This window comes from Halomonas sp. KM-1 (genome assembly GCF_000246875.1).
GTDB classification, from domain to species: Bacteria; Pseudomonadota; Gammaproteobacteria; order Pseudomonadales; family Halomonadaceae; genus Halomonas; species Halomonas aerodenitrificans.
The window spans coordinates 1-23,427 of record NZ_BAEU01000081.1; the positions used below are offsets into that span (position 1 = coordinate 1).

The following is a 23,427-nucleotide window of genomic DNA, read 5'->3' on the forward strand; positions in this document are numbered from 1 at the left end:
CTGGCCACCAGCTATCCCCAAAACCCCGAGCTCGGGGTTTTTCTTTGTCTGGCGATTCACTATGCGAAGCGGGCGCCTGGCGGCGCCCGTAGGATGGCTCAGCGGCAGAGCAGTTCGAAGGCTTCGATCAGGCTGTCCATTTCGTCATCGGTGCCGATCGAGATGCGCAGGAAGTCGCGTAGGGCTTCGGTGTTGAAGTGACGTACCAGAATGCCCCGCTCGCGTAGGCCGACGAAGAGTTGCGCGGCGTCGTGCTCGGGGTGACGCGTCAGCACGAAGTTGGCCTGGGAGGGCAGCACTTCGAAGCCCAGGTCGCCAAGGCGCCTGACGGTGCGCTCGCGGGTAGTGACGACGCGCTCACGGCAGGCATCGAAATGCTCCCGGTCCTCGAGCGAGGCAATGGCAAGCGCGCTTGCCAGGCTGTCGATGGGATAGGAGTTGAAGGAGTCCTTGACCCGTACCAGCCCTTCGATCAGCTCGCTTGAACCGATGGCATAGCCCAGGCGCAGGCCGGCCAGGCTACGGGACTTGGAGAAGGTGCCGGTGACCAGGAGATTGGGGAAGCGCTCGGTCAGGGGCACCACGCTCTCGCCACCGAAGTCGACGTAGGCTTCGTCGACCAGTACTACCTGATCGGTAAGGCGCTCGAGCAGGCCGGCAATGGCATCGCGGGGATGACCATGGGCCGTGGGAGCGTTGGGGTTGGCGAAGATGGCGCCGCCGCTGTCGGCAGTGAAGGCGTCGAGATCGACCCGCCACTGTTCGTCCAGGGGCAGGCTGCGCCGCTCGATGCCGTACAGCTTGCAGTAGACCGGGTAGAAGCTGTAGGTGATGTCGGGCATCTCGAGCGGACGCTCGTGACAGAAGAAGGCCTGAAAGGCCAGGGCCAGCACTTCATCGGAGCCGTTGCCGACGAACACCTGTTCCACCGCGACGCCATGCTCGCGAGCAAGCGCCTGACGCAGAGCGAGAGACTGCGGGTCGGGATAGAGGCGCAGATGGTCGACGGGGTATTCGCGCAGCGCCGCCTCGACGCCGGGCGCCGGTGGGTAGGGGTTCTCGTTGGTATTCAGCTTGATCAGTTTCTCGCGCGGCTGCTCGCCCGGGACGTAGGGCGTCAACTCGCGTACCGCCGGGCTCCAGAACTGGCTCATGGTGTCTCGTTTCTCATAGGGGCGAACTTTAGGCCAATGTTGACCGCTGCGGCCTGACCGCGCAAGCCGACAGCATGCTAGCCTAGGCGCTTTCGTCTGGATCCTGGAACCCCTAATGACCGCCCAGATCATCGCCACGCTGCTGCCGGTTTTCCTGATTGCCGGTTGCGGCACGCTGTATGGCCGCTTCCGCACGCCTGACATCCGTAGCCTCAATACGCTCAACATGGAGATTTTCGTCCCCATGCTGGTGTTTGCCGTGCTGGCCGACGGGCAGGCGCCGCTGGAGGAGTATGCCGGCCTGGCGTTGGCGGCTGCGGTGGTGGTGCTGGGCTCGGGGCTGGTGCTGTGGCCGTTGGTCAAGCTGCTCAGGCTCGAACCCAAGACCTTCTTGCCGCCGATGATGTTCAACAACTCCGGCAACATGGGGGTTCCGCTGCTGGTGCTGGCCTTCGGCGAGGCGGCGCTGCCCGCCGCGGTGGTGGTGTTCATCGTCGAGATGCTGCTGCACTTCTCGGTAGGCCTCTACATGCTGAGTCCGCGCACGCCGCTGTGGCGGCTGCTGCGCATGCCCATCGTACTGGCCAGTCTGGCGGGGCTGGGGGTGAACCTGGGCGGGGTGCCGCTGCCGGGCTGGCTGCTCGAGGCGCTGCACATGCTGGGCGGCGTGTGCATTCCGCTGATGCTGTTCGCACTCGGGGTACGCATGCTCGACATCGACTTTCGCGACTGGAAGACCGGCATGCTGGGGGCAGTGCTGTGTCCGCTCTCCGGCCTTATCCTGGCGCTGCCCATGATCCTGTGGCTGGAGTTGACAGGCCTGCAGGCCGCGGTGCTGTGGGTGTTTGCGGCGCTGCCGCCAGCGGTGCTCAATTATCTGGTGGCCGAGCAGTACCGACAGGAGCCGCAAAAGGTCGCCTCGTTGGTGTTGATCGGCAACCTGGGCAGCCTGGTGGTGATGCCCATCGTGTTGGCACTGGTGTTCCTGCATGTTTATCCGGGAGCGGCGTGAGCCGTGGCTTCAGTCTAAAAGCCGAGACTGTCTGCGAGCGCTCTTAAGGGTTATGCTGTCACATATGATGACACACCCTACAAGGCGACAAACCCATAGGTTAGGAGTGAGCAAATGCAAGTAAGGACCCTGCTGGCTGGCTCGGCCATGCTGGCCTTCCTGGCCGGTTGTGCAGCCCCTGCGGTTGACGATCGTGCCGATGTGGCAATGGACGATGCCGTGGCATATCAAGGAACGCTGCCCTGCCGCAACTGCGCGGGCATCGACCTGACGGTGAACCTGCGTGGCAGCGAACAGGCGTCACTGGAGGAGAGAACCTTCGACCTGCGCGCCAGCTATCGCGAACACCCCCAGGATCCGCCCGATGAAGAGTATGCCGGCAACTGGGAAGTGCTCAGCGGCACCGCGGTCGACCCCGATGCCACAGTGTATGAGCTGACACCGGATGGCGAAGGCCAGATCTATTACTTCCTGCGTGTCGATGACCAGACCCTGGAACTGATCGACCCTCAGCGTCGTCGCTTCCAGAACAACGAAGCCCTGCAACTGCAGCGCATGTAAGTTCGCGTTGCGGGCATCAGCGAAGGCGGCCTGCGGGCCGCCTTCGCGCGTCTGATACGTCCAGCGGCCCAGGGGGTCGAAGAAGCGGGGAGAGGCCCACATGGCCAAAGCGAAGAGCGCCTTCGTCTGCACCGAGTGCGGTGCGGAGTACCGTAAGTGGCAGGGTCAGTGTTCCAGCTGCCTGGAGTGGAACACCCTCAGCGAGGTACGCCTGGCAGCCGCCCGCCCGGGGGCGGCCGCCACCGGCGGGGCCGGGCGCACGGGCTATGCTGGCGGCCTGTCGAAGGAGGTGGTCGATCTCGGCAGCGTCGATCTCACCGAGGTGCCGCGGCTCTCCTCTACCTTCGGCGAGTTCGACCGGGTGCTGGGCGGCGGCCTGGTGCCGGGCTCGGCGGTACTGCTGGGCGGTCACCCCGGCGCCGGCAAGTCGACCCTGCTGCTGCAGACCGCCTGTAAGCTGGCCCAGGCGCGCCGGGTGCTGTACGTCACCGGCGAGGAGTCGCTCTCCCAGGTGGCGATGCGCGCCCACCGCCTGCAGCTGCCCACCCAGGGGCTGAAGATGCTGGCCGAGACCAGCGTCGAGACGGTGCTGGCGGTGGCCGAGCGCGAGCGCCCCGAGATCCTGGTGATCGACTCGATCCAGACAATGCACCTGGAGGATATCGCCTCGGCGCCCGGCGGCGTGGCCCAGGTGCGGGAGTCCGCCGCGGTGCTCACCCGCTTCGCCAAGCAGTCCAACACCGTACTGCTGCTGGTGGGGCACGTGACCAAGGACGGCACCCTGGCCGGGCCCAAGGTGCTGGAGCACATGATCGATGCTTCGCTGCTGCTCGAAGGCGGTGCCGACTCACGCTTCCGCACCCTGCGCGGGCAGAAGAACCGCTTCGGCGCGGTCAACGAGCTGGGGGTGTTCGCCATGCTCGAACACGGGCTCAAGGAGGTGAAGAACCCCAGCGCCATCTTCCTTTCCCGCAGCGAGGAGCAGGCCGCCGGCAGCCTGGTGATGGTGGTATGGGAAGGTACCCGGCCGCTGCTGGTGGAGGTGCAGGCACTGCTCGACGAGTCGGCGCTGGGTAATCCGCGGCGGGTCGCTGTGGGCCTCGACCAGAATCGCCTGGCCATGCTGCTGGCGGTGCTGCATCGCCATGGCGGGCTGTTCACCGGCGATCAGGACGTGTTCCTCAACGTGGTCGGCGGGGTCAAGGTGCTGGAGACCAGCGCCGACCTGGCGGTGCTGCTCGCCGTGGTGTCGAGCCTGCAGAATCGCTCCCTGCCGCGCGAGCTGGTGGCCTTCGGCGAGGTGGGGCTTTCCGGCGAGATTCGCCCCGTGCCCAGCGGCCAGGAGCGCATCGTGGAGGCGGCCAAGCACGGCTTCACCCGGGCCATCGTGCCGCGGGCCAATGCACCCAAGCGCGCCCCGGAGGGGATGGAGGTGGTAGCCGTGGACAAGCTGACCGATGCCCTCGAGGCGCTGTGAGGCAAGCAAGCGCCGCTGCGGTAGAATGAGAAGTGAACTGCCAAGGAGAACGAGATGAGCGCGATTCGACTCACCCAGTACAGCCACGGCGCTGGCTGTGGCTGCAAGATAGCCCCCGACGTACTCGACGGCATCCTGGCCAAGGCCGGCCCGGGGGCAACCCATTCGCGACTGATCGTAGGCAATCAGGGCCGCGAGGATGCGGCCGTCTATGACCTCGGCGACGGCCGCGGCATGATCGCCACCACCGACTTCTTCATGCCCATCGTCGACGACCCCTTCGACTTCGGCCGTATTGCCGCCACCAATGCCATCAGCGACGTCTATGCCATGGGCGGCAAGCCGGTCATGGCGCTGGGCATCCTCGGCTGGCCGCTGGACAAGCTGGGGCCGGAGATCGCCGGTGACGTGGTGGCAGGCGCCCAAGGCGTCTGCCGCGAACTCGGGCTGGCGCTGGCCGGCGGACACTCCATCGACTCGCCGGAGCCTATCTTCGGCCTGGCGGTCAACGGCCTGGTCGATCTCGAACACCTCAAGCTCAACAAGGGTGCCCAGGTGGGCGACCTGTTATACCTGACCAAGCCGCTGGGCGTGGGTTTTCTCACCACCGCCGAGAAGCAGGGGCTGCTGGAGTCGGGCCATCAGAATCTGGCCCGGGAAACCATGCTGCAGCCCAACCATATCGGCATGGCGCTGGCCCGGGTGAAGGGGGTGAACGCCATGACCGACGTCACGGGGTTCGGCCTGGCCGGCCATCTCACCGAGGTGTGCCAGGCCAGCGGCGTGGCGGCGCGCATCGACTTCCGCCGTTTGCCGCGGCTGGCCGAGGCCGAGGCCTATCGTCGCCGCGGCGCGGTGCCTGGCGGCACCCTGCGCAATCGCAAGGCGCTGGGCGCGGCGCTCAAGGAGATGGACGAGCCGCATTGGCAGTGGCTGTGCGACCCGCAGACCTCCGGCGGCCTGCTGATTTCCGTGCACCCCTCCTGGCAGGACGACGTCGAGCGCATCGGACGTGAGCATGGTATCGAGCTGGTGCCCTTCGGCGAGGTGGCCAAGGCCGAAGGAGAGGCCCTGATCGAGGTGCTGGGGTGAAGGAGCTGCCGCTGGCCGATGCTGATCTCTCTCTGTTGCGCCAGGGCGTGCCGCTGATCGACGTGCGGGCGCCGGTGGAGTTCGCCCAGGGCGGGTTGCCCGGGGCGATCAACCTGCCGCTGATGGACGACGAGGAGCGGCATCAGGTTGGCATCGAGTACAAGCAGCGTGGCCAGCAGGCCGCCATCGCGCTGGGCCAGCGGCTGGTCAGCGGCGGTATTCGCCAGGCGCGCATCGCGGCCTGGCAGCGCACGGTCGAGGCTCATCCCGAGGCGATCATCTACTGCTATCGCGGTGGGCTGCGCTCGCAGATCGCACAGCTGTGGCTGGCCGAGGCCGGTGTAGAGCGGCCACGTATCCGTGGCGGCTGGAAGGCGATGCGTCAGGCGCTGTGCGCGCGTATCGATGCCGCGGCGGCACAGCCGCTGCTGGTGGTGGGCGGGCTCACCGGCTGCGCCAAGACCGCGCTGGTGCAGCAGCTGGACACCGGGCTCGATTTGGAGGGCTGCGCCCGCCACAAGGGCTCGGCCTTCGGTCGCCACCCCTTGCCGGCGCCCAGTCAGATCGACTTCGAACACGCCATGGGGCTGCGCCTGCTGGCGCTTCCCGGACCGCTGGTGGTGGAGGACGAATCTCGCCATATCGGCACGGCCAACGTGCCGCTCACCTTCTGGCGGGCGATGGAGGTCGCTCCCCGGGTGCGGGTGGAGATGCCCCTTGATTGGCGCCTGGCGCAGATTCACAAGGATTACATCGACGATCTGTGGGCGATCTACCGCCAGCAGTTCGGCGAGTGGCTGGGCTGGACGCTGATGCGCAAGCAGCTCTCCAGTGCGCTGGCCCGGCTGAAAAAGCGCCTGGGCCATGCCCGGTTAGCGCGTTTGCAGCGGCTGCAGCAGCTTGCCTTCCGTGAGCATGAGCGCGGCAACCGCCAGGCCCACGAGGCCTGGCTGGCGCCGCTGCTCACCGAATACTACGACCCCATGTACCGCTACCAGTTGGAGAAGCGCAATGCCGAGCGCTTCCTGCATGTCGGCGATTGGGACAGCTGCCTGGCGGCGGCGAGAGCCTGGTCGCAGGAGCACGCGCGGCAGCTCGATACGCAGCCGCAGCCGGCATGAGACGCCTCATGCCGGGGCGCTGCGAATCCATTGGCTGAGCAGGCGGTCGAGCAGCGGAGCCAGGCGATCGAAGCGCCGGTCGTCGGCAAGAATGGCTTCGTCGGGCTGAGCATGGGGGCTGGCGTCGCTGCCTTCCGGCCTTTCCCCCTTGGCGAGCAGCACGTCGACCCCTGAGCGCGTGACCTCAAGGTGGCAGAGCAGGCCCAGCGCTCGTCCGGCATCCCAGGCGAAGCCTTGCACCGGGCTGCCGGAGCTCCCGCCCAGCGGCAGCGCCTCGTCGGGCAGGGCGAAGACGTCGCGATGCCACATGAAGGCGGTGAAACGCTCCGGCAGGTCGAAGGGGCTCTCGGGGGCCAGGGTCACCTCGTGCCAGCCCACCTCGGCGAAGGTGCCGCGGCCCACCGTGGCGCCGAGCTCGGCGGCGATCATCCGGGCACCCAGGCCGATGCCGAGCAACGGCTTGTTGCCGTCCAGTGCGCGGGCGATCAGCTTGCGCTCGCGCTTGAGCCAGGAGTGCTGGGCGTCGTCGAGAACATGCATCGGGCCGTCGAGCAATATCAGCGCATCGCCATCGGCCAGGCTGGGTGGGGTCTCGCCGTCGTAGAGATGGAAAACGGTGTGGCTGTGCCCCATGCTGGACAGCCAGTCGGCGATGCGGCCCGGACCGTGGTACGGGCTGTGTTGAAGCAGGTGCAGGTGCATGGAATCCTCGCCGTTGAAGGGTGACACGAAGCAGGGAGCGGAGCGTACATGAAACCGGCGCTGCGGGAACAGATTCTGACCATTATGGCCGCCATACCGCCAGGGCGGGTGACTACCTACGGTCGTATTGCCGCCATGACCGAGGGCGGCACGCCGCGCCTCGTCGCCCGGGCGTTGCGCGAGCTGCCCGACGACCATGGGCTGCCGTGGTTTCGCGTGATCACCGCATCGCGCCGGGTGGCCGAGCATCCCGGCGCTATCGAACAGCGCGAGCGATTGGTCGCCGAGGGCGTGCTCTTCGATAGCCGGGGACGCGTGCCGCCCGAGGTCATGTGGCCGTGAGCCGTGCGCATCCCCATCCTTTCTTCTGACCTTCGAATCACGAGGAGAATCCATGAGCCAGCCAAAAGGGGGCTTCCATGAGCGACTGCAGGCACTCTCGCCGCGTCAGCAACAGGCCTTCATGGCGGCACTGTGCGAGCGGATGCTGCCCAACTATTCGCTCTATGCCCAGATGACGGGAGCCGGCAATCCGGCCGCCCTGCGCGTTATGCTCGATCTGGTGTGGGAGCAGCTCGCCGTACGCGAGGCGCGGATCGATTTCGAGCGCCAGGCCGAGAAGCTGGCCGAGCTCGAACCGCCGGAGGACGACGACAGCTTCGGTGCCCGGCGTGCGGTGGAGGTGGTCGTGGCGCTATCCTCGCTGTTCGATACGCTGCGAGGCGATTCCCCCGAAGCCGTGCTCGAGGTCAGCCGTATCTCCAAGGGCGGCGTGCGTGCCTTCGTCGAGCTGACCGAAGGGGAGGAGGACGCCAGCAAGCTGGCCAAGCTGGTACGTGAGCACCCACTCATGGCCGACGAGAACGACTTTCAGGATGCGGTGCTGGAGGCGGCGGAAGGCCCGCTCGAGCGGGACTCGCTCAAGGCACTGCGCCAACTGGGGCGCAACGACGGCGTGAGCAATCTCGGGCTGGCGCTGGAGTGATGGAGGGCGAAGCGGGCGTCGGCGCCCGTTTCGCCAGGCTTCGTCCAGCCAAGGCTGTGTCTAGAAGCGGATACCGCCGATGATCATCGCCCCGGCGGTGCCGAACACGATCAGGTCGGTCTCGAAGCGTCCCCACTGCACCCCCAAGCTGGGCAAGGCGGCCGGGGCGGTGCCGTAGCGGTTGAACGGGATGTTGTCCTGATATTCGCCGCGATAGCCGTGCAGCAGCCCGGCGGTGAGCTTGGCGCGAACGGTTACGTTGTCGCTCGGCTGCCAGAAGGGGAACTCGCGGCCGGCGTAGAGGTAGATGGCTTCCTGATCGAAGGAGTTGAGGAAGCGCGCGCCGCCCACCAGCCAGCGCTGCGGATTGTGCAGCTCGAGGCTGATCAGCTCCTGGGTGTTGTTGTGCTCCGGCTGCGGATTGAAGTGGCGCGTGTAGAGGCTGGTCTGCAGCAGCACGTGCTCCACTTCGAACACCGGCGGCCAGATCGGCTGCCGCTCCGCGGCAAGCGCGGTCGGTGCCGCCAGCAGAGCCAAGAGCGGGGCCAGGGCAAGCGCCCTGATGGCCCGACAGTAACTCTTCCATGAATACCGCACGCTCGCGCTCCTCGTTCGCTTCACAGACGCATCTCGATACCGCGCTCGGCCATGTAGCGCTTGGCCTCGGGGATGGTGTACTCGCCGAAGTGGAAGATGCTGGCGGCCAGTACCGCGTCGGCACCGCCCTCGATCACGCCGTCTACCAGGTGGTCGAGGTTGCCGACGCCGCCGGAGGCGATCACCGGTACCGTCACGGCGTCGCTGATGGCCCGGGTCACGCCCAGGTCGAAGCCGGCCTTGGTGCCGTCGCGGTCCATGCTGGTCAAGAGCAGCTCGCCGGCGCCGTATTCCACCATCTTTTTAGCCCACTCCACGGCGTCCAGCCCGGTGGGGCGGCGACCGCCGTGGGTGAAGATCTCCCAGCGCGGCGTTTCGCCCTCAGCCGAGACCCGCTTGGCGTCGATGGCCACCACGATGCACTGGCTGCCGAAGCGCTCGGCGGCCTCGCGCACGAAGTCGGGGTTGGTTACCGCCGCGGTGTTGATCGAGACCTTGTCGGCACCGGCGTTGAGCATGGTGCGGATGTCGTCACAGGTGCGGATGCCGCCGCCCACGGTCAGCGGGATGAATACCTCGCCGGCGATGCGTTCGACCATCTCCACCGTGGTGTCGCGGTCCTCGTGGCTGGCGGTGATGTCGAGAAAGGTGATCTCGTCGGCGCCCTGCAGGTTGTAGCGCTGGGCGATCTCTACCGGATCGCCGGCGTCGCGGATGCCGATGAAGTTGACGCCCTTGACCACGCGTCCGGCGTCGACGTCGAGACAGGGTATGATGCGCTTGGCCAGGCTCATGTCAGCCTCCCGCCCGGTTACCGGTGAGTTCGTCGCACAGCTGTTGACCAGCAGCGACGTCCAGGGTGCCTTCGTAGATGGCGCGGCCGGTGATGGCGCCGAGAATGCCCGGCTCGCCTGCGGCGACCAGCGCGCGCAGGTCGTCGAGATTGGTCACCCCGCCGGAAGCGATTACCGGCAGGCCGCCTTCGCGGGCCAGCTCGGCGGTGGCCTCGACGTTGACGCCGTTCATCATGCCGTCTCGGGCGATGTCGGTGTAGACGATACTGGAGACGCCGTCGTCGGCGAAGCGCTTGGCCAGGTCCACTGCCTTGACCTGGGAGACCTCGGCCCAGCCGTCGGTGGCGACGAAGCCGTCACGGGCGTCCAGGCCGACGATCACGTGATCGGGAAAGGCGCGGCACATCTCGCCGACGAAATCCGGCTCCTTGACCGCCTTGGTGCCGATGATGACGTAGGAGACCCCGGCGGCCAGATAGTGCTCGATGGTCTCGGCGCTGCGGATGCCGCCGCCGATCTGAATGGGCAGCGAGGGCCAGCGCCGGGCGATGGCGGTCACCGCCTCGCCGTTGACCGGCTTGCCCTCGAAGGCGCCGTTGAGATCGACCAGGTGCAGGCGGCGGGCGCCGGCCTCGACCCAGCGCGCCGCCATGGCCACCGGGTCGTCGCCGTAGGTGGTGGCGTCGTCCATCCGGCCCTGCTTGAGACGGACGCACTTGCCGTCCTTGAGATCGATGGCGGGAATTACCAGCATGTCATGTCCTCTCGGGTGCGCGTGCGCACCGGGTTGTCATCGCGGCTCGGCCTGGGCGCGGCTCACGGTGCCCAGTTGACCAGGCGCGGTTTAGGGCGCCCAGTTGACAAAATTTTCCAGCAGCTTGAGCCCGGCCCGGGAGCTCTTCTCCGGGTGAAACTGCACGGCGAAGGTGGCATCGCGACCGATGGCCACATGAGCATCGATGCGGCCGTAACGGGTGGTGCCGAGCACGCAGGCGTCGTCCCCCGCTGCCACGTAGTAGCTGTGCACGAAGTAGAAGTGCTCGTCCTGGTCGATGCCTTGCCACAGCGGATGCTCGTGATGCTGATGCACCAGGTTCCAGCCCATATGAGGCACCTTGAGGCGTTGACCGCGCTCGTCGACCATGTCGAGGGGGAAGCGCTTCACCTCGCCGGAGAGAAAGCCCAGGCAGGGGATGCCGCCGCTCTCCTCGCTATGATCGAGCAGCATCTGCTGACCGACGCAGATCCCCAGCAGCGGCTTGCTCTGATTGGCCAGCAGCTCCTGCACCAGACCGCGCAGCTCGGTGCGCTCGAGCTCGCCCATGCAATCGCGGATCGCTCCCTGGCCGGGCAGCACCAGGCGGGTGGCACCCTGAATGCGCCGCGGGTCGCGGGTGATGACCACGTGCTCATGGGTCACATGCTCGAGCGCCTTGGCAACCGAATGTAGATTGCCCATTCCGTAATCGATGACGGCAATGGTCATGAAGGCTCCTCTCAGGTTCGGTCGTCTGCGTTACAGGCAGCCCTTGGTGGACGGCATCTGGCCGGCCATGCGCGGGTCCGGCTCAACGGCCATGCGCAGCGCGCGGCCGAAGGCCTTGAAGATGGTCTCCGCCTGGTGATGAGCATTGAAGCCCTTCAGGTTGTCGATATGCAGCGTGACCCGGGCATGGTTGACGAAGCCCTGGAAGAACTCCCAGAACAGCTGGGTGTCGAGGCGGCCGATGCTGGCGCGGGTGAACTCGACGTCCATGAACAGCCCGGGGCGACCGGAGAAGTCTATCACGACTCGCGATAGCGCCTCGTCCAGCGGCACGTAGGCGTGGCCGTAGCGGTGGATGCCGCGCTTGTCGCCAATGGCCTGATCGAAGGCCTGGCCGAGGGTGATGCCGAGGTCCTCGACGGTATGGTGATCGTCGATGTGCAGATCGCCCACCGCCTTGATGTCGAGGTCGATCAGACCGTGGCGAGCCACCTGATCGAGCATGTGGTCGAGGAAGGGAACGCCGGTCTCGCAGTTCAGCCGGCCCTCGCCATCGAGGTTCACGGTCACCGTGATCTGGGTTTCCTTGGTGTCACGGGTTACCGTGGCGATTCGCTCGGACATGTCGGGTCTCTCTCGCGCTCTGGCGCGTCGCATGGTGTGGGCCCGGCGTGCCTGCAGTCGGCTTCCGGGCGGGCAAGTCGCTGGGCTTGCCGTCATGGGCCGTCCATTATAGAGAATCGCCCCGCCCATCCGCTACAATGCGCCCATCACAGCGGCGGCCCGAGCCGCGGCCAGGGAGACCGCCATGCCGGTAACGCTTCACCTCGTCGACAACAGTGTCTGGCGCTCGGACCGCCAGGTGCAGCTCGATCTGCAGCGAATCTATACGGACGCGCCGGTCGAACGGCTCAGCGTGCCGGTGGACACCTTCATTCGCGAACATCTCGAAGCCGGCCATTTCTTCGGCTGCGCCCGCTTCAACGACCGGCTGCTGGGCGCCGTGGCGGTGATCGCCGACGAGCAGGCGTGGTGGCTGTCGGAGCTGTGCGTGCGCAAGGCCACCCGGCGGCGCGGGGTCGGTACGCGACTCCTCGCCCTGGTCAGCGATGCGGCGCGTAGCGAGGGCCGCGAGCTGCGGGCGCCATCATCGCGACTGCCCGTCGCCGACCAACTGTTGCTCAACCGCCTGGGGTATCGTTTGCATGCCACCGGCGACTATTACGAATTGGCCCCACCGCTGTAAGGAGGCGGTAACACATGAAGCGATTGTTACAGACGCTGCTGGCCGCCATCGGCGTCCTCGGGGTAGTGGTGGTGGCTGCCGTGGTCTATGTCACCACCTTTCTCGACCCGGAAGACTTCAAGCCGCGGCTGATCGAGGTGGTGCGTGAACAGAGCGGCCTCGAACTGACCCTGGATGGGCCGCTCACCTGGTCGTTCTACCCGCGCCTTGGTGTGAGCGTGGAGCAGGCGCAAGGCCGTTTGCCGGAGCAGAGCAACGACGAACCGCCGTTCGTGGCCTTCGCCCACGGCGAGGTCAGTCTCGCCTTCGCCCCGCTGCTGCGCGGCGAGATCGCCATCGAAGGCTTGACGCTGGAAGGCATGCAACTGCGCCTGGTGCGCGATGAAGAGGGGCGCGGCAATTGGGAAACCCTGCTGCAGCGGCTCGATGAGCGCCGCGAAGGTGCCGAATCGGCGCTGGCGCCGGCTAGTGCCGGGCCTAGCCTCGAGGGCAGCAATCTGGTCGTGGCGCTCAATATCGCCAGCGTCCAGGTGCGCAACGGCGCGGCAATCTATCGCGACCTGGCCGCCGGCTCGGAGTGGCTGGTCGACGAGATCAACGTTTCCGGCACCAACGTCAATCCCCAGCGCGCCTTCCCGCTCAAGTCCTCCTTCCAGGTCAGGTCGTATCCCGCACTGGATTGGCGGGAGCTGGAGCGTAGCCCGGCACTGGCGAGCGAGGTCTCGCTGGAAGGGCGGATGCGCCTCGCTCTCGCCGAGCGCCGTTACGTGCTCGAAGGCATGCGGTTGACTACCCTGAGCCGGCTGGCAGGCGCCGAGCACCGTCAGCAGCTAGACCTGAGCGGCCAGCAGCTCGTGCTCGACCTGTCTCAGCAGCGCCTGCAGCTCCAGGAGGGCCGTCTGGACGCCGGGCTGCGGCACCCCACCCTGGGCGAGCGCGCGCTGCCCCTGTCGCTGACCATGGCGCTGGATGCCGACCTGGCGGAGAGCACCGCGCAGCTGCGCGACCTGCAGCTCACCGGGCCCGACGATCTGCGCCTGAGCGGGCACCTCAACCTGGCGGGCCTCGACCAGTCGCCCAGCTACAGCGGCCAGGTCAGCCTGGCGCCCTTCTCGCTGCGCCCGTGGCTCGAGCGTATGAACCAGATGCCGGCCATGGCCAATCCTCAGGCGCTCTCCGACGTGGCATTGACCAGCCCCGTGCGCGGCAATCTCGAGCGCCTCGAGCTGCCGGGGCTGACCCTGGTGCTGGATGGCAGCACCTTCACCGGGCGCTTGGCCGCGGGCCTCTCGGGGCAGCTGCTGGACTTCGAGCTGCAGGGCGATCGCCTCAACCTGGACGGCTACCTGCCGCCTGCCGAACCCACGGGACAGAGTGCCTCCCGCTCCGGCCTGCTGGGGATCCGCAAGGCGCATGCCGACGACACCGCAACGCTGGTTCCCGCCGAGTGGCTGGCCCAGCTGACCTTGAACGGGGCGCTCGACCTGGCGCAGCTGCGTCTCTCCGGGCTCGACTTCACCGAAGTGTCGCTGGTCCTGGCGGGTGCCGACGGCCAGCAGCGTCTCGAGCGCTTCAGCTCCGTGTTCTACGACGGCGAGCTGAGTGCGAGCGGCGGGCTCGACCTCAGGCGTGAGCCGATCCTGTGGCAGCTGCGCCCATCGCTGTCGCGGGTGCGTCTGGCACCACTGCTCGAGGCGCTGTCCAACGACGACTCACCGGCACCGCTGCGCGGCCGGCTGACCCTCGGCGGCGAACTCGAAACCCGCGCCAACACCTGGCCGGCACTCAAGCGCAATCTCAACGGACGTCTGGAGGGGCGCATCGACGAAGGGGCCGTGCTCGACGTCAACGTGTCACAGGAGCTGTGCTCGCTGGCCGCCATGGTCGAAGGCCGCGAGACTACGCGGGACTGGAGTGCCGATACGCGCTTCGACCGCGCCGAAGCCCGCCTGCGCATCTCGGACGGAGTCGTGCAGAGTGACGATATCCTGGTAACGATTCCGGGCATCGACATGAGCGGGACGGGCGAGCTCGATCTGACCAGCGAGCGCTTCGACCTGCGCGCCGCCGCACGCTTCGTTGACGGTGCCGATGCCGCCTGTCCGGTCAACCCGCGTCTGGAACGCGTGCCGTTGCCGGTGCGCTGCAGCGGTGAACTCTCGGGCGACAGCGGTGATTGGTGCAGCTTCGACCGCGAGGCCTTCCAGGTCACCCTGGCCGAGCTGCTGCGCGACGAAGTGTCCGGTCGCGCCAGAGAGGAACTGGAGCGTCGTCTTGAGCGACCGCTGGAGCGTCTCGAAGAACGTCTCGGCGAAGAGGGCGGTCGGGAACTTCGTGACGCCTTGCGTGGTCTGTTGAACTGACGACCCAAAGCCAGTCCCTGCGCCGACTCCCAGTCGGCGCTTTTTTTCGCCATGCATTTTTCACCATGCATTTTTCGACAGGCATCTTTGAGGTTGGTCCATGAGCGAAATGCCTACACCGGTGCTTGAGCCTACGCTCTTCCAGCAGCGTCTGCTGGCGTGGTACGACCGCGCCGGCCGTCATGACCTGCCCTGGCAGTGCCAGCGCACGCCCTATCGCGTGTGGGTCTCCGAGATCATGCTGCAGCAGACCCAGGTCACCACGGTGATCCCTTACTTCGAGCGCTTCATGGCGCGCTTTCCCACCCTCGGGGCGCTGGCCGAAGCCACCCAGGACGAAGTGCTGCACCTGTGGACCGGGCTTGGCTACTACGCCCGCGGGCGCAATCTGCACAAGGCGGCCCGCCAGGTCGTGGCCGAGCACGGCGGCGAGCTGCCGGTAGCGAGCCTCGAGGCTATGGCGGAGCTGCCCGGCATCGGCCGCTCCACTGCCGGCGCGATCATCGCCCAGAGCACCGGTCAGCGCGCCGTGATCCTCGACGGCAACGTCAAGCGCAGCCTGGCTCGGCTGCACGCCGTGGAGGGCTGGCCGGGGCGGCCGGTGGTGGAACGCCAGCTGTGGGCGCTGGCCGAGCACTACACGCCGGAGCAGCGCGTGGCCGACTACACCCAGGCGGTGATGGACCTCGGTGCCACCCTGTGCCGGCGCGGCACGCCTGAGTGCTCGCGCTGCCCGTTCGCCGATGTCTGTGTGGCCCATTTCCGCGGCGAGGAGCGCCGCTTCCCCGAGTCGAAGCCGAAAAAGGCGCTGCCGACGCGTACCACCCTGATGCTGGTGTTGCGCGACGCCGAGGGACGGGTGCTGCTCGAACAGCGCCCTCCCAGTGGGCTGTGGGGTGGACTGTGGGGGCTGCCTCAGTTCGACGACCTGGCTGCGCTGCGGGGCTGGCTCGACGTGCACGCCCCGGGGGCCGCCATCGACCCGGCTTGGCCCGCCTTCAGCCACACCTTCAGTCACTTCCGCCTCGACATCACCCCTCAGCCGGCGCGGATCGGCAGGCTGGATGCGGTGGGTGAGGCACGATGCTGGTACGATCCAGGCAACCCCGAGCGCATCGGCCTGGCGGCGCCGGTCAAGGCACTGCTGGCCTCGCTGGCACCGTTCGCTTTGGCCGCCCCCGCGGGGCCCTGAACACTGCCACCACCAACAGCAAGGAGACCGCCATGAGCCGCACCGTGTTCTGTCGCAAGTATCAACAGGAGCTCGAGGCACTGCCCTTCCCGCCGCTGCCGGGCAAGAAGGGCCAGGAGATTCAGGCCAGCGTGTCGAAGCAGGCCTGGGAGGAGTGGCAGGCGTTGCAGACCCGGCTGATCAACGAGAAACACCTCAACATGCTCGACCCCGAGGCGCGGGCCTATCTCAACGAGCAGATGGAGCGCTTTCTAGACAACCGCGAAACCGACCAGGCGGAAGGCTACGTGCCGCCCGAGCGCTAGGCGTATGGCTTTGAAACGACGGCAGCATCTGCATGAAACGAAAGGCTTGACGCTGCCGATCTGATCTTGTTTAATACGCACCGTTGGCAGCGGCCAGATAGCTCAGTCGGTAGAGCAGGGGATTGAAAATCCCCGTGTCGGCGGTTCGATTCCGTCTCTGGCCACCAAACTGCTGGGGTATCGCCAAGTGGTAAGGCACCGGTTTTTGGTATCGGCATTCCCAGGTTCGAATCCTGGTACCCCAGCCACGCCAACCCTTTTCCGACTCTGCACTTCGCACGCGTCGGTCCCGAGCCGGCATAGCTCAGTTGGTAGAGCAACTGACTTGTAATCAGTAGGTCCCGGGTTCGACTCCTGGTGCCGGCACCATCCAAAACGGATGAATCGGAAATCAGCGATTTGCAGATACGAGAAACCGCCCATCGAGGCGGTTTTTTCGTTTATACGTAACAACTTGGCTTGGCCTAATCCTTGCCAGGGTGAGGGGCCATGGGCACGCTCATGTCACAGACGTCCATCATGGCATCGGAACGGTGGCCGCTCGCTTCGAGTTTGTCGTGGCGGGTGCCGTTGGTGTCGGTGATGCCACGTTGCTGGGCGAGTTCTGTCTGCGTGGTTATGGTTTCGGCTCAAATGATGGACCTTTTCCTTCCAGTGGCTCAATGGTCTCGAGCCGGGCCCCTCGCAGCGGTGGCTTACTGGCCAGGGCCACTTTGAAGAACCGGCACCTTCAGCGAGCCTACTACCCGCAAGCTTTCCCATGCCTTATCCACTGTATCCCAGACGACGGCACGCCCAGCGAGGCCAAATCTGTACTGCGCTACTGCGGCGAGCGCTCAGGTGATAGAAGAACCGCGGCTACCGAGACGGCAACCCAGCCCAGGGCGTCGAAGCCACGAAGGGGCAACAGCAACTCCCGCCTGCTTGAGCTGACAAAGTGGGTTGCTGCATAGCATCGCTTTCCTGCGTATATGCACCCCACTTTTTTCAAGGGTATGTTTACAGAGCAGTTTTTGATAACTTTGTGGCTGCGTTACTACCACGTCTTTTGGATAGTTAGCGAAAGCATTGATTAACGCTACATGATGACGTAACCTCCAGGTGTAAGTTTCCGGTCGCGTCCCTTGGCTACATTTGCTAGCTAAGGGCGTTTTTGTCGGAAGCTACTTTCTAGGAGGTCATTATGAATCAGGCACTTAAGAAGCAAGAGCGACTCGTCATTCCTGTACGCAAGGAAGGCGACGTAGCCAAGGCCCGCCCGTGCCTGGGTGACCACCAAGCCCAACTGGAGAAGGTCCGGGCACGTTCCTTCGCTCGTTACGAGAACGCCTACCGCGAACTGGCCAAGGTCTGACTTGGGGTGTCGTCCTGCGGTGACAGCCACACGGACGGCATTCGCTACCTGCCGGTAGCGGACATCATCAGCGCTAACCGCCGCATGCTGGAACTGACGCCTGACGAGCCGTTTGGCATCATTGATGAAGGCGGCCTGGAAAGCGCCCAGCAGCGACCCTGTATGCACCGCTGGTACAAGCAGACGGATGACATGTTCACCCTGGCAGCGGTGCTAGGCGCTGGAATCGTGCAGAATCATTGCTTTCTCAATGCAAACAAGCGCACAGCAGCAGCCTGCGTATTCGATTTCCTTATGTTGAACGGCTGGGAGCTCACTGCCCCCGAGGCGGACTTGGTGCAGATGTACGAAGGCCTGGCGACGCATGAGTACAACGAAGAAGAATTTGCCGAATGGCTGGCCTATTGGTCCCGAGAGTTCGATACGTCGAAGTTGAACGAATAAACTCCGCCCAGCAGCGGAGTTTTTTGTCGGTTACTGGCAAGGAACAACGAGGAGGGAGTCATGGCGAGCATTAGACACGTGGCTGCCCAACGCAGCTAATGTAGCAAGGCAAGACTGGCCGATGCCATTGTGGCAAGCCTGCCCTGACGGCGCTTGAAAGCGCAGCCCATCGTCACCACATCACTGCTGCAAGGTCCTGCCCGGACCTCCCACCACGGCTGCACGCCGTTGCACGAGCTGGGACTGAACCTGATCACGGATACACAGGAGGTGATTGGATGACAGTGCACACTTCGTCCAACCGTAAGCTGAAACAGACCACCGATTACGCCGTCACCGATACCATGACGGCCCCGCTTCGCAGCGACGCGAATTGGGTGCAGGATGCCTATCCCACCCGGCTGAACGAGCCGCTCGACACCCTCTGGATGGCGCGCCGCGAGGGCGTGGTGCGCGGCAGCGCCGACGAGGGGCCGCTGAGTCGGGCGCAGCTCGACGAGTTCGAACGCAAGGGCTTTCTTTTCGAGCCCAATTTCATCAGCGGGGAGGAGCTCGATGAGCTGCGCCGGGAGCTGGACGCCCTGCTCAGCCGCGATGACTTCCGCGGCCGCGACTTCAGCATCACCGAGCCAGACAGCCAGGAGATCCGCTCGCTGTTCGCGGTGCATTTCCTGTCGCAGCGCTTCGCCAGCCTGGCCCACGACGAGCGCCTCGTCGGGCGGGTGCGTCAGATCCTCGGCGGCGAGGCCTACGTGCACCAGTCGCGCATCAACTACAAGCCGGGTTTCGAGGGTAAGGGCTTCAGCTGGCATTCCGACTTCGAGACCTGGCACGCCGAGGATGGTATGCCGGCGATGCACGCGGTGAGCGCTTCGATCGTGCTGACCGACAACCACGAGTTCAATGGCCCGCTGATGCTGATCCCGGGCTCGCACAAGGTGTTCGTACCGTGCCTGGGCGAGACCCCGGACGATCACCACCGTCAGTCGCTGAAGCGGCAGGAGTTCGGCGTGCCGGGCCGCGAGGCGCTGCGCGAGCTGGTCGCCCGCCACGGCATCGAGGCGCCCAAGGGTGCGGCCGGGGGCCTGCTGCTGTTCGACTGCAACACCCTGCACGGCTCCAACGCCAACATGTCGCCGGACCCGCGCAGTAACGTATTCTTCGTCTACAACCGGCGCGACAATGCCTGCGTCGAGCCCTTTGCCGCCCGCCGTCGTCGGCCGAGCTTCCTGGCTCATGGGCCGGACGAGCAGTGGGTTCCCCAGGACTGACGCTTATCGTTTCGATAGCGTCATCAGGGTGGAACGAAGCGCATGGTGCGGTAGACTGTGAGGCTTGTCGTTGAGAAGCGGCACGCATAACGAGAAGGAGAAGACCCGCCATGCGCTTTGTACCCCGTTTTACCGATGGCCAGGAGTTTCCCCATTCGCTGGGCAAGATCGTATGCATTGGCCGCAACTATGCCGATCATGCCAAGGAGCTGGACAACCCGATACCCACCGAGCCGCTGCTGTTCATCAAGCCGGCCACCAGTGCGGTGAGCCTCGACGAGCCCCTCGATCCGCCTTTTTCTCGTGGTGAAGTGCACTACGAGGCGGAGCTGGCGCTGCTGATCGGCGAGACCCTGTCCCATGCCACCGCCGATGAGGCCGAGCGTGCCATCGTTGGCATCGGGCTGGCGCTGGATCTGACCCTGCGCGACGTGCAGACCCGCCTGAAGGAGAAGGGCCACCCCTGGGAAATTTCCAAGTCGTTCGACGGCGCCTGTCCGCTGTCCGCCTTCCTGCCGCTCAGCCGTGCGCCGAACTGGAATGCGCTGGCCTTCGAGCTGGAGATCGACGGCGAGCTGCGCCAGCACGGCGAGGGTTCCGACATGCTGTTCCCGGTGCCCACCCTGGTGGCCGAGATGAGCCGTCACTTCACCCTCGAGCCGGGCGACGTGATCATCACCGGTACCCCAGAGGGCGTCGGCGAGCTGCCGCGCGGCGCCAAGCTGCGTATGACCCTCACCGGGGGCCTCGAGGTCACGGCTCAGGTCGTCGAGTAAGGTCCCGCACCGACCGGTACGCAGGTACCGAACGACGACGCCCCCGCGGCCTGGCCGCGGGGGCGTCGTGTCATTTCGAGCAGGGTTCTATTCGGGCCCAGCGCTACTCAAGCTCAGTTCTGCACAAGCCAGTGTTACTCGAGATAGGTGTAGCCCTGCAGGCCGGCGGAGAGGTCGTCGAGGAAGTGCTCCTGCTCCTCTGCCGGCAGTCCGCTGTCGGCCAGCTGGCCGGCCAAGCGGTCGCGCAGCACCTTGGCATCGAAGTTGACGTAGGCCAGCACGTCGGAGACGCGGTCGCCCTGCTGGGCGTGGCTCAGCACCCACTCGCCGTTCTCGTCCAGGGCGGCGTCGACGGAATCGGTATCGCCGAACAGATTGTGCAGGTCGCCGAGGATCTCCTGGTAGGCGCCGACCAGGAAGAAGCCCAGCAGGCGCTCCTCGTCGTCGCGCCATTCCGGCAGCGGCAGGGTCGTTTCCACCCCCTGGCCGTCGACATAGCCGTCGATGCGGCCGTCGCTGTCGCAGGTGATGTCCTGGATCACGCCGCGGCGGCTGGGCTCGCGGTTGAGTCCGGTCAGCGGCAGCACCGGGAAGATCTGATCGATCCCCCACACGTCGGGCACCGACTGGAACAGCGAGAAGTTGACGAACAGCTTGTCGGCGAGCTTCTCGGCCAGTTCGTCGATGATCTCACGGTGGGCGCGGTTGCGGCTGTCGAGCCGCTCGCGCAGGCGCGCACAGGCAGCGAAGTAGACCCCTTCGGCCTCGGCGCGCACGGTGATGTCGGCCAGTCCCATGAGAAAGCGGTCATGCATCTCGCTCATGGCCTGCAGCAGGTCGTGCCATGCCTCCACCAGCTCGCGCGGCTCCACCGAGCCGTTGAGCAGGTCGTGCACGCGCCACAGCTCGTCGAGCTGAGGGTCGTCCTCGGCCAGGCGCTCCGGCGCCTCATCGTTGACCCGCTCCTCGCCGATCACGTTGGTGATCAGCACCGCGTGGTGGGCGGTAAGGGCACGGCCCGATTCGCTGATCAGATGCGGGTGGGGGATTTCCGCCTCGTTGCAGGCCTGGGCGAAGGCGCTGACCACATTACGCGCGTACTCGCGCATGGAGTAGTTGATCGAGCAGAAGCTGCGCGAACGGGTGCCTTCGTAGTCGATGCCCAGTCCGCCGCCGACGTCGACGGTGTCGATCGGTGCGCCCAGCGCCAGCAGGCTCTGGTAGAAGCGCGCACACTCGCGCAGGCCGACCTGAATGTCGCGGATGTTGGCGATCTGCGAGCCCAGGTGGAAGTGCACCAGCTGCAGGCTGCCGAGCGAGTCGGCTTCGCGCAGGCGTTCCACCACCGCCAGCATCTGGGCGGCGGTGAGACCGAACTTGGATTTCTCGCCGCCGGTGTCCTGCCACTTGCCCATGCCCACCGAGGCCAGGCGCGCGCGCAGGCCGATGCGCGGGGTGACGCCGAGGCGCTCGGCCTCCTCCAGGATCAGCGGCAGCTCGGAGAACTTCTCCACCACCAGGTAGACCCGATGGCCGAGTTTCTCGCCCATCAATGCCAGGCGGATGTACTCGCGGTCCTTGTAGCCGTTGCACACGATCAGCGAAGGGCCGTCGGCGGAAAGCGCCAGCACGGCGAGCAGTTCCGGCTTGCTGCCGGCCTCGAGGCCGACCCGGCCATGGCCGCGTTCGCGGGTGGCCAGTATCTCCTCGACCACGCGACGCTGCTGATTGACCTTGATCGGATAGACGGCGGTGTAGCCGCCTTGATACTCCTCCTCGCGCATGGCCAGGTCGAAGGCTTCACACAGCTGCTCGACGCGGTCGTGCAGGATGTCGCTGAAGCGGACCAGCACCGGCAGGCGCAGGTCGGCCTCGCGCAGCTGGTCCACCAGCGGTGCCAGCGGCAGGGCGGGGCCTTCGGCCTCGCTGCCGAGAGGGCGCACCAGGGCATGGCCGGCGTCGTCGACGTCGAAGTATCCGCTGCCCCACTGGTCGATGTTCCAGGTGCGGCGCGCGCGCTGGGCGGGACCGGAGGCTGCTCCCATGGATAGGCTCATGTATCGCTCGCTTCAGGCAGGGGCAGAGCGCCGTGGTTCAGGCGTGCCGTGAGAATGGTATGGAACTGCGCCGGGTCGTGGGGCGTCAGGTCGTGGGCCGGTGGGTCGACGTAGACCACCAGCAGACGTGACAGCCAGTAGCGCAGCGCGGTCATGCGCAGCATCGTCGGCCACACCTCGCGTTCGGCGGCGGTGAGGGGGCGGCGAGCCTGGTAGGCGCTGATGATGGCGTCGTGGCGGGCGCGGTCCAGGCGGCCATCGGGGCCGGAGGCCCAGTCGTTGATGACGATGGCCAGATCGAACAGCAGATCGCCCGTGCAGCCGTTGTAGAAATCGATGATACCGCCGAGGCGGTCGCCCTCGAACAGGGTATTGTCGCGGAACAGGTCGCCATGCAGCGCCCCGTGGGGCAGTTCGGGGGCATCGCCGAACACGCCCTGGTAGATCTCCACCTCGTCCTTCATCAGGGTCTGATCCTCGGGCGAGAGGTAGCCCAGCACCCTGTGGTGCATGGCCGTCAGCCAGTTCAGGTCGCGTGGGTTGGGACGATGGCCGGGAAAGTGCTGGGACACCGTGTGCATGCGCCCCAGCGCGTCGCCCAGGGCGCGGCACTGGGCCAGATTGGGTGACATCGGATGGCGGCCGGGCAGACGCGGAAACAGCAGCGAAGGCTTGCCGGCCAGGCTGTGCAGGGCGATGCCTTCGCGGTCGTGTACCGGGCCCGGCACCGGCAGGCGATGCTCGTCCAGGTAGTCGAGCAGCTCGACGAAGAACGGCAGCTCCTCATGCTCGCCCTGCTCGAACAGGGTCAGCACCAGCTCGTGGCGGTCGGTGGTGACGAAGAAGGTACTGTTCTCGGTACCGCCGGCGACCCCTGTCAGGGACACCAGCTCGCCGACATCGAAACGCCTGAGAAACTCTGCGACCTGTGCGTCGCTCAACGGGGTGAATACGGCCATGTGTCTCTCGCCCAGGTTGCCAAGCCGCCTATTGTAGCGTCTTGGCACTGTGATGCACGTCTGCTGGACAGGTTCCGACATTCACCCGGTGCAAGGGTCGGCTCGGCCGCTAGAAGCGACGCAGCACCCACTGCGGCACGGCGATGCGGTCGCCCTCCTGGCGCTCGAAGTTGCCGTCGCCGTCGTGGTCGACCAAAAAGTAGCTGGGGCCCCGGCTGGGGCGGATCTCGATGGCGTAGAGCTGGCCGTTCACCCGGTATTCGCGGATGGTCTGATCCGCTTCCTGGCGAATGGTGATGTCGGGTTCGACGTTGGCGGACTGGGCCAAGCTCGGCGTAGCCGCTGCCAGGCCGAGGCCGAGAGAAAGCAGTGCAACAGCCAGGAAACGAAGAGCGTTCATGTTGGCCTCCGAAAGACCGCTTGCGACAGTCGTTGCCACCGAATGGCTAACCCATCAACTGGCTAATCCATCGAATGGC

Annotated in this window: 25 protein-coding genes and 3 tRNA genes; 18 read left to right on the top strand and 10 right to left on the bottom strand. The window is 66.0% G+C overall.

What is annotated here, in order from left to right; all coding sequences use genetic code 11:
* Positions 1 to 98: 98 nt before the first annotated feature.
* Positions 99 to 1,154, bottom strand: coding sequence for a histidinol-phosphate transaminase (gene hisC, locus B8115_RS08805; protein WP_010627420.1), 1,056 nt, complete (start codon positions 1,152 to 1,154; stop codon positions 99 to 101).
* Positions 1,155 to 1,269: 115 nt separating this feature from the next.
* Between hisC and B8115_RS08810 the strand changes: the two genes are divergently transcribed.
* The 5 genes from B8115_RS08810 to mnmH all read left to right on the top strand — a co-directional run bounded on the left by B8115_RS08810 (position 1,270) and on the right by mnmH (position 6,417).
* Positions 1,270 to 2,166 carry an AEC family transporter gene (locus B8115_RS08810; RefSeq protein WP_010627421.1) on the top strand — a complete coding sequence of 299 codons (897 nt, stop codon included), beginning with the start codon at positions 1,270 to 1,272 and terminating at the stop codon, positions 2,164 to 2,166.
* 114 nt (positions 2,167 to 2,280) lie between these two features.
* Positions 2,281 to 2,727, top strand: a complete 447-nt coding sequence (locus tag B8115_RS08815; RefSeq protein WP_010627422.1) for a copper resistance protein NlpE N-terminal domain-containing protein — start codon at positions 2,281 to 2,283, stop codon at positions 2,725 to 2,727.
* Between the two features lie 100 nt (positions 2,728 to 2,827).
* Complete coding sequence (gene radA / locus B8115_RS08820; protein WP_010627423.1) at positions 2,828 to 4,204, top strand: DNA repair protein RadA; 1,377 nt, start codon at positions 2,828 to 2,830, stop codon at positions 4,202 to 4,204.
* Between the two features lie 54 nt (positions 4,205 to 4,258).
* Positions 4,259 to 5,296 carry a selenide, water dikinase SelD gene (gene selD, locus B8115_RS08825; protein ID WP_010627424.1) on the top strand — a complete coding sequence of 346 codons (1,038 nt, stop codon included), beginning with the start codon at positions 4,259 to 4,261 and terminating at the stop codon, positions 5,294 to 5,296.
* Positions 5,293 to 6,417, top strand: a complete 1,125-nt coding sequence (gene mnmH / locus B8115_RS08830) for a tRNA 2-selenouridine(34) synthase MnmH (RefSeq protein WP_010627425.1) — start codon at positions 5,293 to 5,295, stop codon at positions 6,415 to 6,417. The genes selD and mnmH overlap by 4 nt, the downstream gene beginning before the upstream one ends.
* 6 nt (positions 6,418 to 6,423) lie before the next feature.
* Here the strand turns inward: mnmH and B8115_RS08835 are convergent, their stop codons facing one another.
* Positions 6,424 to 7,119 (bottom strand): type 1 glutamine amidotransferase, encoded by a 696-nt coding sequence (locus tag B8115_RS08835; RefSeq protein ID WP_010627426.1) that lies wholly within the window; start codon positions 7,117 to 7,119, stop codon positions 6,424 to 6,426.
* A 48-nt stretch (positions 7,120 to 7,167) separates the two neighbouring features.
* Here B8115_RS08835 and B8115_RS08840 point away from each other — a divergent pair, with 48 nt between their 5' ends.
* Together B8115_RS08840 and B8115_RS08845 are read left to right on the top strand one after the other, a co-directional pair.
* Positions 7,168 to 7,461, top strand: a complete 294-nt coding sequence (locus tag B8115_RS08840) for an MGMT family protein (RefSeq protein ID WP_010627427.1) — start codon at positions 7,168 to 7,170, stop codon at positions 7,459 to 7,461.
* Positions 7,462 to 7,513: 52 nt separating this feature from the next.
* The gene (locus B8115_RS08845; protein ID WP_010627428.1) at positions 7,514 to 8,104 is read left to right on the top strand and encodes a YjaG family protein; all 591 of its coding nucleotides are present in this window, start codon (positions 7,514 to 7,516) and stop codon (positions 8,102 to 8,104) included.
* Positions 8,105 to 8,164: 60 nt separating this feature from the next.
* Here the strand turns inward: B8115_RS08845 and B8115_RS08850 are convergent, their stop codons facing one another.
* The 5 genes from B8115_RS08850 to hisB all read right to left on the bottom strand — a co-directional run bounded on the left by B8115_RS08850 (position 8,165) and on the right by hisB (position 11,605).
* Positions 8,165 to 8,701 carry a hypothetical protein gene (locus B8115_RS08850; RefSeq protein ID WP_010627429.1) on the bottom strand — a complete coding sequence of 179 codons (537 nt, stop codon included), beginning with the start codon at positions 8,699 to 8,701 and terminating at the stop codon, positions 8,165 to 8,167.
* Between the two features lie 20 nt (positions 8,702 to 8,721).
* Positions 8,722 to 9,495 carry an imidazole glycerol phosphate synthase subunit HisF gene (hisF, locus tag B8115_RS08855; RefSeq protein ID WP_010627430.1) on the bottom strand — a complete coding sequence of 258 codons (774 nt, stop codon included), beginning with the start codon at positions 9,493 to 9,495 and terminating at the stop codon, positions 8,722 to 8,724.
* A gap of 1 nt (position 9,496) precedes the next feature.
* Positions 9,497 to 10,249, bottom strand: a complete 753-nt coding sequence (hisA, locus tag B8115_RS08860) for a 1-(5-phosphoribosyl)-5-[(5-phosphoribosylamino)methylideneamino]imidazole-4-carboxamide isomerase (RefSeq protein ID WP_010627431.1) — start codon at positions 10,247 to 10,249, stop codon at positions 9,497 to 9,499.
* A 90-nt stretch (positions 10,250 to 10,339) separates the two neighbouring features.
* Positions 10,340 to 10,981, bottom strand: coding sequence for an imidazole glycerol phosphate synthase subunit HisH (hisH, locus tag B8115_RS08865; protein WP_010627432.1), 642 nt, complete (start codon positions 10,979 to 10,981; stop codon positions 10,340 to 10,342).
* A 30-nt stretch (positions 10,982 to 11,011) separates the two neighbouring features.
* Positions 11,012 to 11,605, bottom strand: coding sequence for an imidazoleglycerol-phosphate dehydratase HisB (hisB, locus tag B8115_RS08870; RefSeq protein WP_010627433.1), 594 nt, complete (start codon positions 11,603 to 11,605; stop codon positions 11,012 to 11,014).
* A gap of 184 nt (positions 11,606 to 11,789) precedes the next feature.
* Here hisB and B8115_RS08875 point away from each other — a divergent pair, with 184 nt between their 5' ends.
* The 11 genes from B8115_RS08875 to B8115_RS08925 all read left to right on the top strand — a co-directional run bounded on the left by B8115_RS08875 (position 11,790) and on the right by B8115_RS08925 (position 19,932).
* Complete coding sequence (locus tag B8115_RS08875) at positions 11,790 to 12,227, top strand: acetyl-CoA sensor PanZ family protein (protein ID WP_010627434.1); 438 nt, start codon at positions 11,790 to 11,792, stop codon at positions 12,225 to 12,227.
* Between the two features lie 14 nt (positions 12,228 to 12,241).
* Positions 12,242 to 14,590, top strand: a complete 2,349-nt coding sequence (locus tag B8115_RS08880; RefSeq protein WP_010627435.1) for an AsmA family protein — start codon at positions 12,242 to 12,244, stop codon at positions 14,588 to 14,590.
* 100 nt (positions 14,591 to 14,690) lie between these two features.
* A complete protein-coding gene (gene mutY, locus B8115_RS08885; protein WP_026037998.1) occupies positions 14,691 to 15,782 on the top strand; it encodes an A/G-specific adenine glycosylase in 1,092 nt (363 codons plus the stop codon).
* Between the two features lie 32 nt (positions 15,783 to 15,814).
* Positions 15,815 to 16,087: an oxidative damage protection protein gene (locus B8115_RS08890; RefSeq protein WP_010627437.1), complete on the top strand. Its 273-nt coding sequence runs from the start codon at positions 15,815 to 15,817 to the stop codon at positions 16,085 to 16,087.
* A gap of 91 nt (positions 16,088 to 16,178) precedes the next feature.
* Positions 16,179 to 16,254 (top strand) — tRNA-Phe (locus tag B8115_RS08895).
* A 6-nt stretch (positions 16,255 to 16,260) separates the two neighbouring features.
* Positions 16,261 to 16,335 (top strand) — tRNA-Gln (locus tag B8115_RS08900).
* Positions 16,336 to 16,380: 45 nt separating this feature from the next.
* A tRNA-Thr gene (locus B8115_RS08905) sits at positions 16,381 to 16,456 on the top strand.
* A gap of 814 nt (positions 16,457 to 17,270) precedes the next feature.
* Complete coding sequence (locus tag B8115_RS23710; protein ID WP_035590594.1) at positions 17,271 to 17,441, top strand: hypothetical protein; 171 nt, start codon at positions 17,271 to 17,273, stop codon at positions 17,439 to 17,441.
* A 6-nt stretch (positions 17,442 to 17,447) separates the two neighbouring features.
* Positions 17,448 to 17,885, top strand: a complete 438-nt coding sequence (locus B8115_RS08915) for a type II toxin-antitoxin system death-on-curing family toxin (RefSeq protein ID WP_010627438.1) — start codon at positions 17,448 to 17,450, stop codon at positions 17,883 to 17,885.
* Positions 17,886 to 18,163: 278 nt separating this feature from the next.
* The gene (thpD, locus tag B8115_RS08920) at positions 18,164 to 19,156 is read left to right on the top strand and encodes an ectoine hydroxylase (RefSeq protein ID WP_010627439.1); all 993 of its coding nucleotides are present in this window, start codon (positions 18,164 to 18,166) and stop codon (positions 19,154 to 19,156) included.
* A gap of 110 nt (positions 19,157 to 19,266) precedes the next feature.
* Entirely contained in the window at positions 19,267 to 19,932 is a 666-nt protein-coding gene (locus tag B8115_RS08925) for a fumarylacetoacetate hydrolase family protein (protein ID WP_010627440.1), read from the top strand.
* Positions 19,933 to 20,066: 134 nt separating this feature from the next.
* Here B8115_RS08925 and speA read toward each other — a convergent pair whose 3' ends face one another.
* From speA to B8115_RS08940, 3 genes are all read right to left on the bottom strand, one after another.
* Positions 20,067 to 21,989, bottom strand: coding sequence for a biosynthetic arginine decarboxylase (gene speA / locus B8115_RS08930; protein WP_026037999.1), 1,923 nt, complete (start codon positions 21,987 to 21,989; stop codon positions 20,067 to 20,069).
* A complete protein-coding gene (locus tag B8115_RS08935; protein ID WP_010627442.1) occupies positions 21,986 to 22,948 on the bottom strand; it encodes a homoserine kinase in 963 nt (320 codons plus the stop codon). Before B8115_RS08935 ends, speA begins: the two co-directional genes overlap by 4 nt.
* A 109-nt stretch (positions 22,949 to 23,057) precedes the next feature.
* Entirely contained in the window at positions 23,058 to 23,348 is a 291-nt protein-coding gene (locus B8115_RS08940; protein ID WP_010627443.1) for a DUF2782 domain-containing protein, read from the bottom strand.
* Positions 23,349 to 23,427 lie beyond the last annotated feature (79 nt).